The organism is Chryseobacterium sp. CT-SW4, assembly GCF_048572715.1.
Taxonomy (GTDB): domain Bacteria; phylum Bacteroidota; class Bacteroidia; order Flavobacteriales; family Weeksellaceae; genus Chryseobacterium.
The window spans coordinates 565,111-579,293 of the sequence record NZ_CP183840.1; the positions used below are offsets into that span (position 1 = coordinate 565,111).

At 38.1% G+C, this 14,183-nt stretch carries 13 protein-coding genes; 5 read left to right on the top strand and 8 right to left on the bottom strand.

The genetic code is table 11. The features are described 5' to 3' along the window. Positions 1–33: 33 nt before the first annotated feature. A complete protein-coding gene (locus ABJ974_RS02525; RefSeq protein ID WP_419869814.1) occupies positions 34–2,199 on the bottom strand; it encodes a T9SS type A sorting domain-containing protein in 2,166 nt (721 codons plus the stop codon). 197 nt (positions 2,200–2,396) lie between these two features. Here ABJ974_RS02525 and ABJ974_RS02530 point away from each other — a divergent pair, with 197 nt between their 5' ends. After that, positions 2,397–3,671: an alkaline phosphatase family protein gene (locus ABJ974_RS02530; protein WP_419869815.1), complete on the top strand. Its 1,275-nt coding sequence runs from the start codon at positions 2,397–2,399 to the stop codon at positions 3,669–3,671. A 72-nt stretch (positions 3,672–3,743) separates the two neighbouring features. Here the strand turns inward: ABJ974_RS02530 and ABJ974_RS02535 are convergent, their stop codons facing one another. Beyond that, on the bottom strand, positions 3,744–4,796 hold the full coding sequence (locus tag ABJ974_RS02535) for an NAD(P)-dependent alcohol dehydrogenase (RefSeq protein WP_419869816.1): 1,053 nt from the start codon (positions 4,794–4,796) through the stop codon (positions 3,744–3,746). Positions 4,797–4,967: 171 nt separating this feature from the next. On the opposite strand from ABJ974_RS02535, the gene ABJ974_RS02540 reads away from it, so the two are divergent. Next, a complete protein-coding gene (locus ABJ974_RS02540; RefSeq protein WP_419869817.1) occupies positions 4,968–5,870 on the top strand; it encodes a helix-turn-helix domain-containing protein in 903 nt (300 codons plus the stop codon). 71 nt (positions 5,871–5,941) lie between these two features. Beyond that, a complete protein-coding gene (locus ABJ974_RS02545; RefSeq protein ID WP_419869818.1) occupies positions 5,942–7,288 on the top strand; it encodes a carboxylesterase family protein in 1,347 nt (448 codons plus the stop codon). Positions 7,289–7,294: 6 nt separating this feature from the next. Here ABJ974_RS02545 and ABJ974_RS02550 read toward each other — a convergent pair whose 3' ends face one another. The 6 genes from ABJ974_RS02550 to lpxK all read right to left on the bottom strand — a co-directional run bounded on the left by ABJ974_RS02550 (position 7,295) and on the right by lpxK (position 12,830). Beyond that, the gene (locus tag ABJ974_RS02550) at positions 7,295–8,767 is read right to left on the bottom strand and encodes an alpha-amylase (protein ID WP_419869819.1); all 1,473 of its coding nucleotides are present in this window, start codon (positions 8,765–8,767) and stop codon (positions 7,295–7,297) included. Positions 8,768–8,812: 45 nt separating this feature from the next. Continuing rightward, positions 8,813–9,910: a DNA polymerase IV gene (gene dinB / locus ABJ974_RS02555; protein ID WP_419870940.1), complete on the bottom strand. Its 1,098-nt coding sequence runs from the start codon at positions 9,908–9,910 to the stop codon at positions 8,813–8,815. A gap of 31 nt (positions 9,911–9,941) precedes the next feature. Continuing rightward, on the bottom strand, positions 9,942–10,397 hold the full coding sequence (locus ABJ974_RS02560) for a GNAT family N-acetyltransferase (protein WP_419869820.1): 456 nt from the start codon (positions 10,395–10,397) through the stop codon (positions 9,942–9,944). A gap of 7 nt (positions 10,398–10,404) precedes the next feature. Continuing rightward, positions 10,405–10,920, bottom strand: a complete 516-nt coding sequence (locus ABJ974_RS02565) for a TlpA family protein disulfide reductase (RefSeq protein WP_419869821.1) — start codon at positions 10,918–10,920, stop codon at positions 10,405–10,407. Positions 10,921–11,005: 85 nt separating this feature from the next. Beyond that, positions 11,006–11,821 carry a purine-nucleoside phosphorylase gene (locus ABJ974_RS02570; protein WP_419869822.1) on the bottom strand — a complete coding sequence of 272 codons (816 nt, stop codon included), beginning with the start codon at positions 11,819–11,821 and terminating at the stop codon, positions 11,006–11,008. After that, complete coding sequence (gene lpxK, locus ABJ974_RS02575; RefSeq protein WP_419869823.1) at positions 11,805–12,830, bottom strand: tetraacyldisaccharide 4'-kinase; 1,026 nt, start codon at positions 12,828–12,830, stop codon at positions 11,805–11,807. The genes ABJ974_RS02570 and lpxK overlap by 17 nt, the downstream gene beginning before the upstream one ends. A 130-nt stretch (positions 12,831–12,960) precedes the next feature. Here lpxK and truA point away from each other — a divergent pair, with 130 nt between their 5' ends. Further along, positions 12,961–13,692 (top strand): tRNA pseudouridine(38-40) synthase TruA, encoded by a 732-nt coding sequence (gene truA, locus ABJ974_RS02580; RefSeq protein ID WP_419869824.1) that lies wholly within the window; start codon positions 12,961–12,963, stop codon positions 13,690–13,692. Positions 13,693–13,710: 18 nt separating this feature from the next. Beyond that, positions 13,711–14,055: a hypothetical protein gene (locus tag ABJ974_RS02585; protein ID WP_419869825.1), complete on the top strand. Its 345-nt coding sequence runs from the start codon at positions 13,711–13,713 to the stop codon at positions 14,053–14,055. Positions 14,056–14,183 lie beyond the last annotated feature (128 nt).

A 14,183-nucleotide genomic window follows, 5' to 3' on the forward strand; every position in this document is an offset into this window, starting at 1 on the left:
AGGGCATTTTTATTGATTAAAATATTTATTCTATTACCTCTTCAGAACTTTATAAGTTTTCCCATCCATATTGATAAAATAGATACCAGGATTAATATCTTTTATACTAATTGAATTTGTATTTGTAAAAGGATTTGATCGTCTAAACACTATATTTCCTCGTGCATCCGATACTACAATATTTTTTATATTTTTAATATCACCAACGAATTTGATTTCATTTCCACTAATAGGATTTTCTGCAATCATAATTTCATTGGCATTATTGATATTCATTCTCATGAATGAACCAGCTGCACCACCAGGCTCGTCATCTTCATGAATAAACCCGAATTTTCTTTTTACTCTGGCAGAGACTTCTGTAACTACAAAAGAATTGATAACATTAATATTATTATTAATACAATATTCAATGTATTGCTGTAATGCATATTGCCCACTTCCACGAACCGCTGTATTTGAATAAGGAACTCTGAGATTATCAGGATTACTTACAGAATATGATATGGAAGCTATTCTGGATTCAGTATTTACATTTCCTAACAAAAATGAGACAGGCCGGTCCTGATGATAAACAAAAATGATTACATTATTAGGATTGTTAGATTGTAATGACTCTATAAGTGAATAAGAAAGGCCTTCTCCCATGGCTAATAATGTCTCTGAAGCAATCGCAGCTTCTTCTGATATCGTTGTAGGCCGCTCACTCTGGACATCAAACGGAAGATTAAGAGATGGAGGATACCATCCGTGAAGAATATTAATGACTTCCTGTATTTGCTGAGCATTAGGATTTGCTACAACGTAAGATATAAAGGGAGTGCTTGATGTGCTCCATTGGTCATTAGTATAAGTTCGGGGAGCTACTTCCGGATAAGTTTGACGGAACTGATTGACACTCATACCGGCAAGCCTAAGTTCATAGTTGCCAATGGCGGTGGAGAGAGGTTCTGACGTCGAAGCCTGGGAAGTAGAAGGGCCGGGGTTGATGCTTTCTGCAACCGTAGTCTGGAAAGCTATGGTAGAACCATATAAGTTGGCAGCTTCTTGGAGCTGGACCATATAATCAATAGTTGTTAGATTAGCTTCTATAGTAACGGTATTAACTGCATTGATCAGCTCATCATCAATGTTGGCATTTTCTGCAGTGCGTAGTCCGGTATTACCGTTGCTTAAAATATTATTAACTACGGTCTGAAAATGAGAATAATTAAAATCATAGTTGGTTAATCGAAGATAAGGGGTCAATATTTCTGTCACATCATACAGGCAGTCTATTCCCTCCGGAGATCTTGGTTTACGAGTTGAAAATACAGTCTGTAACGGAAGCTCGCAGGTCTGACTTGCTGCATACCCTGAATAGGCATTCTTTTCCCCACTAAGAATATAATCTGTCAGATCCCAGCTTAATTCAGTGATTTGTGGATTGAAAGAATTATTGTTAGAGGTACCTGAATTATTATCCCCTGAAATATAATTTAAAGAACTCTTAACAAGGTCGCATGGTCTGCTGAGAAACTGATTGGCAATTGATAGAACTGGAATTAAACATTCAAGCTGGCTAAATTGTATGTCCCTTTCATCTCGGGATACTTCCGGATGGGTATAGTAAGCCATTTGTTGTACCATGAGACTATTATTATCATCTACATTGTCAATTTTTAATATATTTTCATCTGTTGTATCGTTAAAAGAATGGGTGGTCATCGTATAAATAGGACTACTTGTAATATAGTTTTCATCACTATCAGTTTCTACGATCTGGGCCGAAACCATTTCTTCAGATACTATTTCGTAGATAAAATAAATATTAGCAGTATTGGGACTAGGCGCATAGGTGTTTAATATGTTTCCTTGCTGAGGGGTATTTGATATCATATCCCGGGTGCTAATATAAAGTTCTTGATCCAGCATGGCCATGGTGAGACGGCCATTCAGAATAAGTGCATAATGTTTGCTATTAGCAGAGAATTTATAATAGAAAGATTTAACAATGTTGGGGCCTTGTTGTGACTGATAAATATCGTCTATTATAAATTGTGTAGAACCATTAGAGTTGGTGGTAGGATTCTGAGCTTTAATGCTGGCTGAACCTAAAAGAATAAAAACTATTATACACTGGAAATAGTTTTGAAGATTTGAATAGAATTGCATTTTAAGACTGAAAAGTCTAAATAAAGGTTTCGAAAAATTGTTCATAATAAATGTTTTTGGTTAAAATTCATATAATTTGAAATATTCAGATTATAAATTTAAATTAAATAACTATATGGTGAATTTTATTCTTTATTTATTTGTAATTTGTTAATATAATTTAATATTAAAAATTTATATTTTATACGTCATATTTGCTATCTGAATATGTAAGACATTACCTTTGCACAAAAATTTAAACAATGAAGCGAGGATTCCATTTTGTATTTCTTTTTATTTCCCTTTGGTTTTGTGCACAGAAAACACCGGTAGATACCACACAGATTATTATCCCTAACCGGTATAACAGCATAGAAGCCCAGACCAAGCCTTATGTAATCATGATTTCCACAGACGGGTTCCGTTATGATTATGCCAAAAAATATAATGCGACGAATCTGTTACATTGGGCAGGGCAAGGCGTTCAGGCAAAAGCCATGCTTCCCAGCTATCCCAGCATTACTTTTCCTAATCACTGGAGCTTAATTACAGGACTGTATCCTTCCCATCACGGATTAATAGACAATTATTTTTACGATTATAAAAGAAAAGAAGCATATGCCTTGAATAATCGTAAAACGGCGGAAGACGGCAGTTGGTATGGAGGTATTCCGCTGTGGGGACTGGCAGAAAAAAATAAGGTGGTGACGGCATCCATGATGTGGGTAGGATCGGCAAGTGATGCCGGAGGAAAGAGACCTACCTATTATTACCCTTATCATGAAAAATTTACTCCTTCTGAAAAAGTGGAAAAAGTAATCAACTGGTTAAAGCTGCCGATGGATAAAAGACCGCATTTTATCTCCTTATATTTTCCGGAGGTAGATGGCAGCGGACATCACTTTGGACCCGATTCCAAAGAAACAGAGACAGCCGTTCATCTTATAGACCAGGCCATCGGTGAGCTTGTTCAGAAAGTAAAAGATTTAGGCTTAAAAAATGTGAATTTTATCTTTGTATCAGATCACGGAATGATCCAAGTGGATGGAGGAGAGCCGTTGGAAATTCCTGCAATCCTTTTCAATAAAGAACGATTTGATTTTTATAATTCACAGACATTACTGAGAGTGGTGGTGAAGAATCCTGCCGAAGTAAAGACGGTGTATAAAGAGCTTAAAAATAATAAGACAGATGATTATGAAGTGTACCTGGATAAAAAGCTTCCTAAATACCTTCATTTCAGTTCAAAAGATGATAAATATAACAGAATAGGGCAGATACTTTTAATTCCGAGAGCTCCTAAGATCTTCCTCGAAAAAGGTAAAAAATCGTCAGTAGGAAAACACGGCTATAATCCTAAAATAGTTCCGGAGATGAAAGCTACCTTCTATGCATGGGGACCCGGCTTCAAAAATAATCTGGTAATAGATGAATTTGATAATGTACATGTTTATCCTTTAGTAGCAGAACTATTAAAGCTGAAAATAGAATATCCGGTTGATGGAAAATTGAAGGTTTTAAAAAGGACACTTAAATAAAATTTTAGTATAAAACAAAAAAAGCATGATCGTTTGAATGATCATGCTTTTTTATATATAAGGATGAAAATTTTATAAAGACTTCATGTCGATTACAAAACGGTATCGTACATCACTTTTCAACATTCTTTCGTAAGCCTGGTTGATTTCCTGCATTTTGATAAGCTCAATTTCTGAAACGATATTATGTTTCCCGCAGAAATCAAGTAACTCCTGTGTTTCCGCAATACCTCCGATTACAGAACCGGCTACGGATTTTCTTCCCATGATCATAGGAACAGTATTTAAGATAGGCTCTAAACCTCCCAGATAACCTACAAGGACATGAGTTCCGTTAATATTTAAAGTGCTTACATACGGGTTGACATCATGTACATACGGAACCGTATCAATGATAACATCGAATTTTCCTTTCACAGATTCCATTTGAGTTTCGTTGGTGGAAATAATAACATGATCAGCTCCCAATTGTTTAGCGTCTTCAGTCTTTCCGGGTGTTCTGGAAAACAAAGTAACCTCTGCACCCAATCCTTTTGCGAGCTTAATGGCCATATGTCCCAATCCTCCTAATCCTACAACCGCTACTTTAGAATCCGGACCTACATTCCAGTGTCTTAAAGGTGACCATGTAGTAATCCCTGCACATAATAATGGGGCTACTGCTGCCAAATCAAGGTTTTCAGGAACTTTCAGGACAAAGTGTTCATCTACCACTACCTTTTCGGAATAACCTCCATAGGTATGCCCTCCCGTATGTTTATCGTGACCATTATAAGTTCCGGTAAATCCGTTTAAGCAATATTGCTCAAGATCCTGCTTACAGCTTTCACAGGTTCTACAGGAATCCACAAGACAGCCTACTGCTGCAAGATCCCCTACTTTGAATTTCGTTACACCACTTCCTGTTTTAGTAATTCTTCCTACGATCTCATGACCCGGAACAGCCGGATAAATCGTTCCTCCCCAGTCATTACGGGCAGTGTGAAGATCAGAATGGCAAACCCCGCAATAGAGAATCTCTATTTCCACATCCTGAGGAGTTACATCCCTTCTTTCAATATTCATTTCTTTTAAATCGGCTATGTCCGACTCGGCTCCATAAGCCTTTACTGAAAATGTACTCATTTGATCTTTATTTTTTATTGTTGTTTTTTCAATTTCTGTACCCCTACAAAAGTCGATACTTTTATATAATTACTGCTTATATATATTACAGAATAATTTACCATTTTTACAGGAGACAGGAAAATTAATAAGTGAAAATATTACCTTTGAAGGAGTTAAAGAATATTTTCCATGGAAAGTCTGAAAGTCGAAAAAATAGAAACAATCGCAGAGTATAACAAAATGGTTAACCATGAAACGCTGCACCCTTTGGTCAGTGTGGTGGACTTTTCAAAATCAGATGTGATCTGTCAGTATACAAGAGCCTTCGGTTTCTATACCGTATTCCTGAAAGATGTAATGTGTGGAGATATGCATTACGGGAAAAACAATTACGATTATCAGGAAGGGACCCTGGTTTTTATAGCTCCGGAACAGACATACGGAATCGTAAATGATGGGTCCTATATAAAGCCAGCCGGCCATGCACTGCTGTTTCACCCCGATCTTATCAGAGGAACTGGTCTGGGTAAAAATATAAAAGATTATACTTTCTTTTCTTATGACGTCCATGAAGCTTTACACCTTTCGGAAAGAGAAAGGGAAATTATACTGGACTGCTTTTCCAACATTAAATTAGAGCTGGAGCAATCCATTGACAAGCACAGCAAATCACTTATCGTTAACAATATCGAGCTCTTTCTTAACTATTGTATGCGTTTTTATGACCGTCAGTTTGTAACCAGGGATCATGTGAATCAAGGGGTAATCAATAAATTTGAAACTCTTCTTAATGAATACTTTAAATCTGAAAAACCTAAGACATTAGGATTTCCGATGGTTAATTATTTTGCAGAAAAACTTAATCTCTCCGCCAATTATTTTGGTGACCTCATTAAAAAAGAACTTGGAATCTCAGCTCAGGAGTTTATTCACAATACACTGATAGAGGTGGCTAAAGAAAGAATTCTGGATCCGGAGAAATCCATCAGTGAAGTTTCCTATGATCTGGGCTTTAAATATCCTCAGCATTTCACAAGGTTATTTAAAAATAAAATGGGCCTATCTCCCAGCGAATATAAAATATTGAACTAAATTATAGCGGGAAATTCGGTTTTTAGAAAAAACAGGCTTATCTTTAAGAGATAAAAATTCCCGGTTTTGAGATGAAGGTTCAACAGAATATAGGTACTCACGTTTTTCATACTCCTTTTGGTAAAATTACAGCTTTAAAAAAAGATGGTGTCATTAAGGCCAGGAGCATCCGTTATGCCCATTCGGAGAGGTTTCAGAAACCGGTTCCGTCTTCACCTTCGGACGTCGATGTTTTAATTCCTGAGAAAATTCCCGTATGCCCTCAGAATATAAGTCCATTATTGGAAAAAATGATCGAAGAAACCAATGTCGATAGTTTTGAAGTTAACGAGTCTCCCCAATATCTTACCATTACCCGTCCGGAACTTATTGATGAAAATAAAAAACTACCTGTTGTAGTGTGGATTCACGGAGGATCTTATGAAGTAGGATGCGGAGATTTGCCGACTTCAGACCCCAGTGTATGGGTAAAAGAACAGGATATTATTGTGGTTTCTGTTTCATACCGCCTGGGAATGTTCGGGTTTTTGGGATATGATGAAAAAAGACCGCCGAATTTGGGGCTGTTTGATATTATTGAAGCTTTAAAATGGATTAAAACGAATATAACAAGCTTTGGAGGAGATCAGGAAAATATAACTCTTTTCGGACAATCTTCGGGAGGAGATGCGGTGGCTCACCTGATGATTACAGAGGGAGTTGAGGGTCTGTTCAAACGGGTGATTATCCACAGTGCCCCTTTAGGACTTCGTAATGGAAGACAGAAGATGTCCGCTGAATTTTTCCGGAAAACAGACCGGATTAAAGAGGGAACCGATGTAATGAAAATGATGGAGGACTACAAGCCTTTGGTTCCTTCCATGATGAAGTACGGGCTGAAAGCGGCGATGCCATTTGGTCTTCAATACGGATATCCTCCGCTATGTGAAGAAAATGAAACAGTGGCCAGATGGATAGAAAATGCTAAAAAATATGATGTCTTAATCGGGATGAATGATGATGAAACCGCTTTTTATCTCAGGACCTCAGAGTCTATGAACAAATATTTAGGAAAAGGATGGGGACAGAAAATATTAGACAAAACCATCCGCCTGACCACAGAAAACATCTATGGAAAACCGGCAAGGGTATTTGCGGAAACCTATGCAAAGGCCGGAGGAAATATTTATCTCTTCAGACTGCATTCCACTATTGAAAATAATTATATCGGAGCAGCCCATTGTGTAGACTTACCGCTTATTTTCGGAAATGAAACCGCGTGGAAAACCGCGGGACTTTTAAAAGACGTTCCGTGGAAATATGTTCATGAAAACGGGAAAAAGCTGAGAGCAAGATGGGCGGACTTTGCCAGAACCGGAATTATTGCAGGGGATGCCGAGATCCCCCAAATACTGGAACTGAAAAAAGTGCTTCCCTGAAAGGAATTATTCAGGGACCCAGACACTCACATTTCCGGCAGGAACGGGAAAATCTCCCCAGCCCTTTTCATTGATCTTGACTTTATCTTCAAATCGACCCAGCAGATCGTAAAAAGTTTTTCCTGCATATTTTTTTCCCATTTCCATAGGCTTATGGTAGGCATCCTTATTACTTAAAACAACGGCACAGCCGGAATGCTTTTCATCTCCTTCGCGAACCCATCCCAAACAATTGATATCTTTAAAGTAATCCTTTTGCTTTCCATAGGCATAGTCTTTTCTGGCTTTAAGCAGCTCTTCTATACCATCCACTTTATCCAGAAAAATTTCCTGATCGTTACCTTCGCGGTCTTTATCAATATAATGAGCGCCATACAAATCCGGGTAAAATACACATGGGTAGCCGTCTTTTCTTAACAATATTAAAGCATAGGCTAGCGGTTTAAACCATTGTTCCACAGGTGCTTCCAGATCTTGTAACGGTTGTGTGTCATGGTTGTCAACAAGCGTTACGGAATGAAGAGGATCGGCTTGTGTAAGGGTTTGATCAAAAATTTTTCTCAAGTCGTAGGAACCTCCTTCACGGGAAGCATTATGGAAATTATTCTGCAGAGAACTGTCAAATAGGCTCATACATCCTTCAGTAACCTCGATATATCTTTGAAGCAGGTTCAGATAGCCCGGAGCCCAGTATTCTCCGACGGCAAAAATATTCTTTCCTGAATTGGAGCGCAGAAGAGTAAGCCATTCTTTATAAAAATCAAAAGAAATATGTTTAAGGGCATCCAGTCTTACTCCGTCAAAATCAGTCTGGTCAAAATACCATTTCGCCCAATGATTAAGCTCTTCACGAACATACGGATTACGGTGTTCTATATCGTTGTACATCAGGTAATCATAATTGCCTTTTTCGTCATCAATCATTTCTTCCCAATCGTTTCCGTATTCAGATTGGATTTTAAAAATATGCGAATCCATTCCCTCCGCATAATCCACTCCGCTGAAACACATGAAATTCCATTCAAAATCGGAGTATTTTTTTTCTCTTCCCGGAAATGTAAATTTAGTATAAGACTGAATGTCAATTACCTCTGAAATTACTTTCTCGCGGTTGTCTTCATCCACTTTTACCGCTTTGAAAGTTTCCAGTTCGTCACCACCGGCCTTATGGCCTAAAACGATATCAACAATAATCTGGATGTTGCGTTTTTTGAGCGCTTTGATAGCCTTTATATAATCTTCTTTGGTTCCGTATTTGGTGGGAATACTTCCTTTCTGGTCAAACTCTCCAAGGTCAAAAAGATCGTACGCGTCGTAACCAATGGAATATCCACCACTGGTCCCTTTGTACGCCGGAGGGAACCACACCGAAGTAATTCCTAATTGAGATAAATATTCTGCCTGTTTTTCTGCTTCGTTCCATAGCTTTCCGTCTCCTTCGGAATACCAGTGGAAAAATTGAATCATCGTAGAATTCATATAAATAAGGATTTGATTTCCTACAATTTACTGAAAAAATCTCAATTAATCGTTCTCAAACTCCTGAAATTGTATTTTCAGCTGTACGGAAACCTGTTTTTTTTCTTCCGTATTAAGATGGGAAAGAGAAAGTCCCAATAAGCGGACAGGTTTATCAAAAGGTCGGAGTTCCCAGAGCTTTTTGGAGGTCAGGAAAAAATCTTTTTCGGTACAGAAGTATTCATCTTTGGTTATGCTCCTGGTAAACAGGGAAAAATCTTTATACTTGATCTTTAAAGTAAGAGTACGTCCCAGGATATTATTTTTCTGTAATCGTTGCTGGAGTTCCGCGCTGAGACTGGTCAGCTTTTCATCGATCTGCTGCTCATCAAACAGATCTTCGAAGAATGTACGTTCTACGGCTACACTTTTTTGAATTCTGTTCGGCTTTACTTCGGAATTATGAATACCACGGACTACATTATAATAATATATTCCGGATTTACCGAAAAGACCGGTAAGCTGTTCAAGTGTTTTTTTCTTTAAATCTTTCCCTTTGAAAATTCCTAGGGTATACATTTTGTTGGCGGTCACTTTTCCGACTCCATAGAACTTTTCTACGGGAAGCTCATCAAGAAATTCTTCAATTTTTTCCGGGTGGATGGTTTTTTGTCCGTTAGGCTTATTGATATCCGAAGCGACTTTCGCTAAAAATTTATTAACTGAAATTCCTGCAGAAGCAGTCAATCCGGTTTGCTCGAATATTTTCTGACGGATTTCCCTTGCGATCTGATTGGCAGATTCGAGCTCCTTTTTATTTTCCGTAACATCCAGATAAGCTTCGTCAAGAGACAGTGGCTCCACCAGATCCGTATATTCATAGAAAATACTTCTGATTTTTTGGGAAATCTCTTTATATCTGGGAAAACGGGGCTTTACAAAGATGAGGTCAGGACATTTTTCTTTAGCGGTTTTGCTGGACATGGCTGAGCGGACTCCGAATTTTCTGGCTTCATAGCTTGCTGCTGCCACTACGCCACGGTGCTCACCTCCTACGGCAATAGGTTTCCCTCTTAGTTCAGGGTAATCATGCTGTTCTACAGAAGCATAAAAAGCATCCATATCTACATGAATAATCTTTCGTATGGAAAAAGGGAAATCCATATCACAAAGATATGGATTCATTTAATTATAATTATATTTTTCGTCTCATACTCAGTAATAAAGGTTCAAAACCGGCTTTCTCATAAGCTCTTACGGCAGATTCATTCCGGTCGTAAACTTCAAGTCTTACCTCGGAGATCCCTTTTGTCTTACACCATTCTGTCAGATGTTCCAGAATGAGCTGATTGATTCCTTTTCCCCGGTATTCAGGCTTTACAAACATAAAGCCCAGGTAAGCATATTGTTCAAAATTATAATAAGGCTTTTCTTTATTCTTTATGGTGGCATATCCGGAGGCAAAGACCTCGCCGTTTTCTTCTGCCACCATTAAAACGGAGTCCGGAGATTCCATTAAAGAGTTTAAATCATAATAATGAATTTCCCCTTCTGTAAGGGTGAGATTAAAAGGTCTTTCAGCGGAAACAACTCCTTGCTCAAATTCCAGGAGGATGGGTAAGTCATGAATGGTTGCTTCTCTGAAGATCATCAGGAAATTATTTTAAAAGTGAATTAATCGTAGACTGGATTTCAGGATCTTCAGGGGAGATCGCATAGTATTTGGCAATATTAGACTTTTGATCGATTACCATATAGCGCGGAATCCAGTTAAGGTCAATATAATTATTGAAGCCGTTTTTCCATCCGCTGGCAAACCAATAGTTTTCTTTCTCTTTCATATCAAATCTGTCCAGGCTTCTGTCAAAACCTTCTTTGGAACGTTCCAGTGAAAAGAATACAAAATCAATATCGGGATTGTTGTTCTCCAGTTCTTTAGCTTTAGGAAAGGCTTTCAGACAGTCCTGGCACCATCCTGCCCAGAAGTCAATGATAAGAACTTTTCCCTTATGTTGATTAAGAATATCCTGCACCGTAAGGCTTTTTCCTTCTTCATCTTCCAGTTTCTGGCTCAGTGCTTCTTTTGAGAAACTGGTCTTTATTACTTTAGGAGTTTGCTGAGCATAGCTTAAGCTTGCAAGACTTATCGTTAAAAATATCAGCAGTTTTTTCATTGAAAATTTTTTTACAAATCTAGAAAATGAAACGCAAATAGGGATCAATTTATATAGAATTAGTAAAACATTATGATTAGAAAACTTAATGATATTCTTTCACCAGACCTTTCACCAGGGTGATTACATTTGGCATGGCCTTATTGGCAGCATCCAGAACTTCCTCATGAGAGACAGGAAAAGCAATATCCGGACCTCCCAGGTCGGTAATCACGGAAACACAGAATACATTCATATTCATATGCTTGGCTACAATGACTTCGGGAACGGTGCTCATTCCTACCATGTCACCTCCTATCATTTTGATCATTCCATATTCTGCAGGGGTTTCAAAGGTAGGTCCCTGTAAGGCAACGTATACGCCCTGGGGAACATTGATATTGTTATCACGGGCTACTTTTTCAGCTACTGCGATCATTCCTTTATGATAAGGTTCGCTCATGTCTACGAAGCGGGGGCCCAGCTCGTCTATATTTTTTCCACGGAGAGGATGCTCCGGCATCATATTGATATGGTCTTTCAGAATAACAATATCAGCTACTTTATAGGTAGGATTTACTCCTCCTGATGCGTTGGAAAGAAGAAGGTTTTTAATTCCGAGAAGATGAAATATTCTGACAGGAAATGTTACGGTTTCCATAGAGTGGCCTTCGTAATAGTGGAAGCGTCCGCTCATCATGAGAACTTTTTTGCCTTCGAGAATACCGTATATGAGCTTTCCTCCATGGCCTGCCACAGTAGTTTGGGGAAAATGGGGGATCTCTTTATATTCTAAAGTATGAATGGCTTCTACTTCATCCTGTAATTTTCCTAATCCGGATCCTAATACAATGGCAAAATCCGGTGTATCCCGGATAATGTTCCTGATAAAGTCTGCAGTTTCCTTAATTTTTGTTAACATAATCCAGGATGATTTGGTTGAACTCTTCCTTTTTGTCAATGATAACATTGATGGGCCAGTAATAAAGTATATCTTTCAGATAATCAAAAGTCTTTAGGCGTACATAATCTTTTTCTGTGGTCAGAATAATTTTATATTCACCGAGCTTTTTATATTCGGCAACAATTTTTTTAATATCATCTTCAGAGAAGTTGTGATGATCTCTGAACTTCATATGCTTTACTCTTTGTGAGAATTTGGAAAGATGCTCCAAAAGTGGCTTAGGATTGGCAATTCCGGTAATTAAAAGAATATCATAATAATTCAGGTTGTTATCCGGTAATATTTTATCTTTTGCATATACATTCTCATCATAATCGATGGATGAGAAGAATACTTTCTGATGTCCGGTAGGTTTAATCCTTGAAATATAATACCGTTTGGTTTCTTCCGTAAGCTCATCGGGACATTTACTCACCATAATGATATCCGCTCTTTTGGCACCGGCTCTTGACTCTCTTAAATCTCCTGCGGGCAGGATATGATCTTTAAAATAAGGATCATTGAAATCTGTCATCAGAATATTAAATCCTGCTTTTATAGCTCGATGCTGGAAAGCATCATCCAGAATTAACACGCCCAGATCCATATCTGAAATAACCTTTTTGGCACCCGGAACTCTCTCTTCGGATACGGCAATTACAAAACGGTTTTTAAATCTTTCAAACAGTTGCATGGCTTCATCACCCACCATTTTATAGTTGCTGTCATAGTTTGTGACATCATAGCCTTTGGTAAGCCTTCCGTACCCGCGTGAAAGCACGCCGGTCCTGTAATGTTTGGACAGGAACTGTGCCAGATACATTACCATAGGGGATTTTCCGCTTCCGCCCACGGAGAGATTACCGACATTGATGATCGGAGTTCTGAATTTTGTAGATTTAAAAATTCCCAAATCATACATCGTGTTGCGGAAACCCGTAACAAAATGATAGCCGAGGGAAAAAGGATAGAGGTACCATCTTTTCATACATTTGCAAAAATAGGAATTTTAGGAAGGATTTAATAGTTATTATGAAGTAGTTTTCAACAATTATTTCAGAAAAAGACTTCATTATTTTTATAAAATTAAAGTATTTTTGTGAAATTATTTTATAGCATTGAGATATTTTATTGAGTTTTCTTATTGTGGCAAGAATTATTTCGGTTATCAGATCCAGCCGAAGGATAATTCTGTACAGGAAGAACTGGAAAAGGCGTTATCAACGATTTTAAGAGAAAAGATTAAAACTACGGGAGCAGGAAGGACGGATACGGGAGTTCATGCTAAAAAAATATTTGCTCATTTCGATACGGAGCAGCTTGTGGATGATCAGCTTACCCATAGGCTGAACAGTTTTCTGCCTCCCGACATTTCCATTAAAAGGATATTTCCGGTAAAAGAAGATTTTCATGCCCGTTTTGATGCTACTTACCGGACCTATGAATATTATATTTCCTTAGAAAAAAATCCTTTTACGATAGATTCTGCGTGGCAGCACTGGAAGCGTCCGCTGGATATCCATGCGATGAATGAAGCCTGTAAGATCTTATTTGAATACGAAGATTTTACCAGCTTTGCCAAGCTTAAATCGGATAATAAAACCAATATCTGTAAGATTTTTAAAGCGGAGTGGGAGCAGCACGGCAGTGAGCTGAAGTTTACGGTTTCTGCCAACCGTTTTTTAAGGAATATGGTGAGGGCTATTGTGGGAACTATGGTGGAAATAGGGGCCGGGAAAATACAGCCGGAAGATCTTCGTAAGGTTATAGAAAACAAAAACCGTAATAGTGCGGGAACTTCTGCTCCTGCACAGGGCTTGTTTCTGGTGGATGTAGGATATGACTTTTAAAAATTAAAACGAATAACTATGATGTCAATAATCATTCTGGCAGGTGCCTACCGGTACTATGCCGGGCTTGCCGGTGAATTTGGTAAAACCAAATGGCATTTCGGACTTCTTGCCATTGCTATTTACTTCGGAGTCCAGATTCTTTTTGGCTTTTCATATGGCTTTTACAAAGAAATGACCCAGCCGGGATCTTTGGATGCAGAAGGTTACAGTACTTTTTCTTTTGTGAACCTCATCGGATGGCTGATTTCCATACTGGTGGTATATGGTGGTTATAAATTCCTGGAAAGAAAATTTGAAAAGGAAAGACTTCAGAAACCTATCCTGGAAATCGAAGAAATAGGAAAGGGGGAAGAGCTTTAGCCGAAAAGGATTGTTAAGCTTAAAAAATCACCATTTATTTTTTAAATGAAAGTCATCGGAAATTTTCGTGGTCTTTTTTAGAAGGTTATTCAGGCATTAAAATTATAAAGTCTTATTTTTGCAGAGAA

Coding starts and splice junctions, on each gene's coding strand:
- ABJ974_RS02525 (WP_419869814.1), bottom strand. CDS start 2,199: ATGAACAATTTTTCGAAACCTTTATTTAGACTTTTCAGTCTTAAAATG.
- ABJ974_RS02530 (WP_419869815.1), top strand. CDS start 2,397: ATGAAGCGAGGATTCCATTTTGTATTTCTTTTTATTTCCCTTTGGTTT.
- ABJ974_RS02535 (WP_419869816.1), bottom strand. CDS start 4,796: ATGAGTACATTTTCAGTAAAGGCTTATGGAGCCGAGTCGGACATAGCC.
- ABJ974_RS02540 (WP_419869817.1), top strand. CDS start 4,968: ATGGAAAGTCTGAAAGTCGAAAAAATAGAAACAATCGCAGAGTATAAC.
- ABJ974_RS02545 (WP_419869818.1), top strand. CDS start 5,942: ATGAAGGTTCAACAGAATATAGGTACTCACGTTTTTCATACTCCTTTT.
- ABJ974_RS02550 (WP_419869819.1), bottom strand. CDS start 8,767: ATGAATTCTACGATGATTCAATTTTTCCACTGGTATTCCGAAGGAGAC.
- dinB (WP_419870940.1), bottom strand. CDS start 9,910: ATGGATTTCCCTTTTTCCATACGAAAGATTATTCATGTAGATATGGAT.
- ABJ974_RS02560 (WP_419869820.1), bottom strand. CDS start 10,397: ATGATCTTCAGAGAAGCAACCATTCATGACTTACCCATCCTCCTGGAA.
- ABJ974_RS02565 (WP_419869821.1), bottom strand. CDS start 10,920: ATGAAAAAACTGCTGATATTTTTAACGATAAGTCTTGCAAGCTTAAGC.
- ABJ974_RS02570 (WP_419869822.1), bottom strand. CDS start 11,821: ATGTTAACAAAAATTAAGGAAACTGCAGACTTTATCAGGAACATTATC.
- lpxK (WP_419869823.1), bottom strand. CDS start 12,830: ATGAAAAGATGGTACCTCTATCCTTTTTCCCTCGGCTATCATTTTGTT.
- ABJ974_RS02585 (WP_419869825.1), top strand. CDS start 13,711: ATGATGTCAATAATCATTCTGGCAGGTGCCTACCGGTACTATGCCGGG.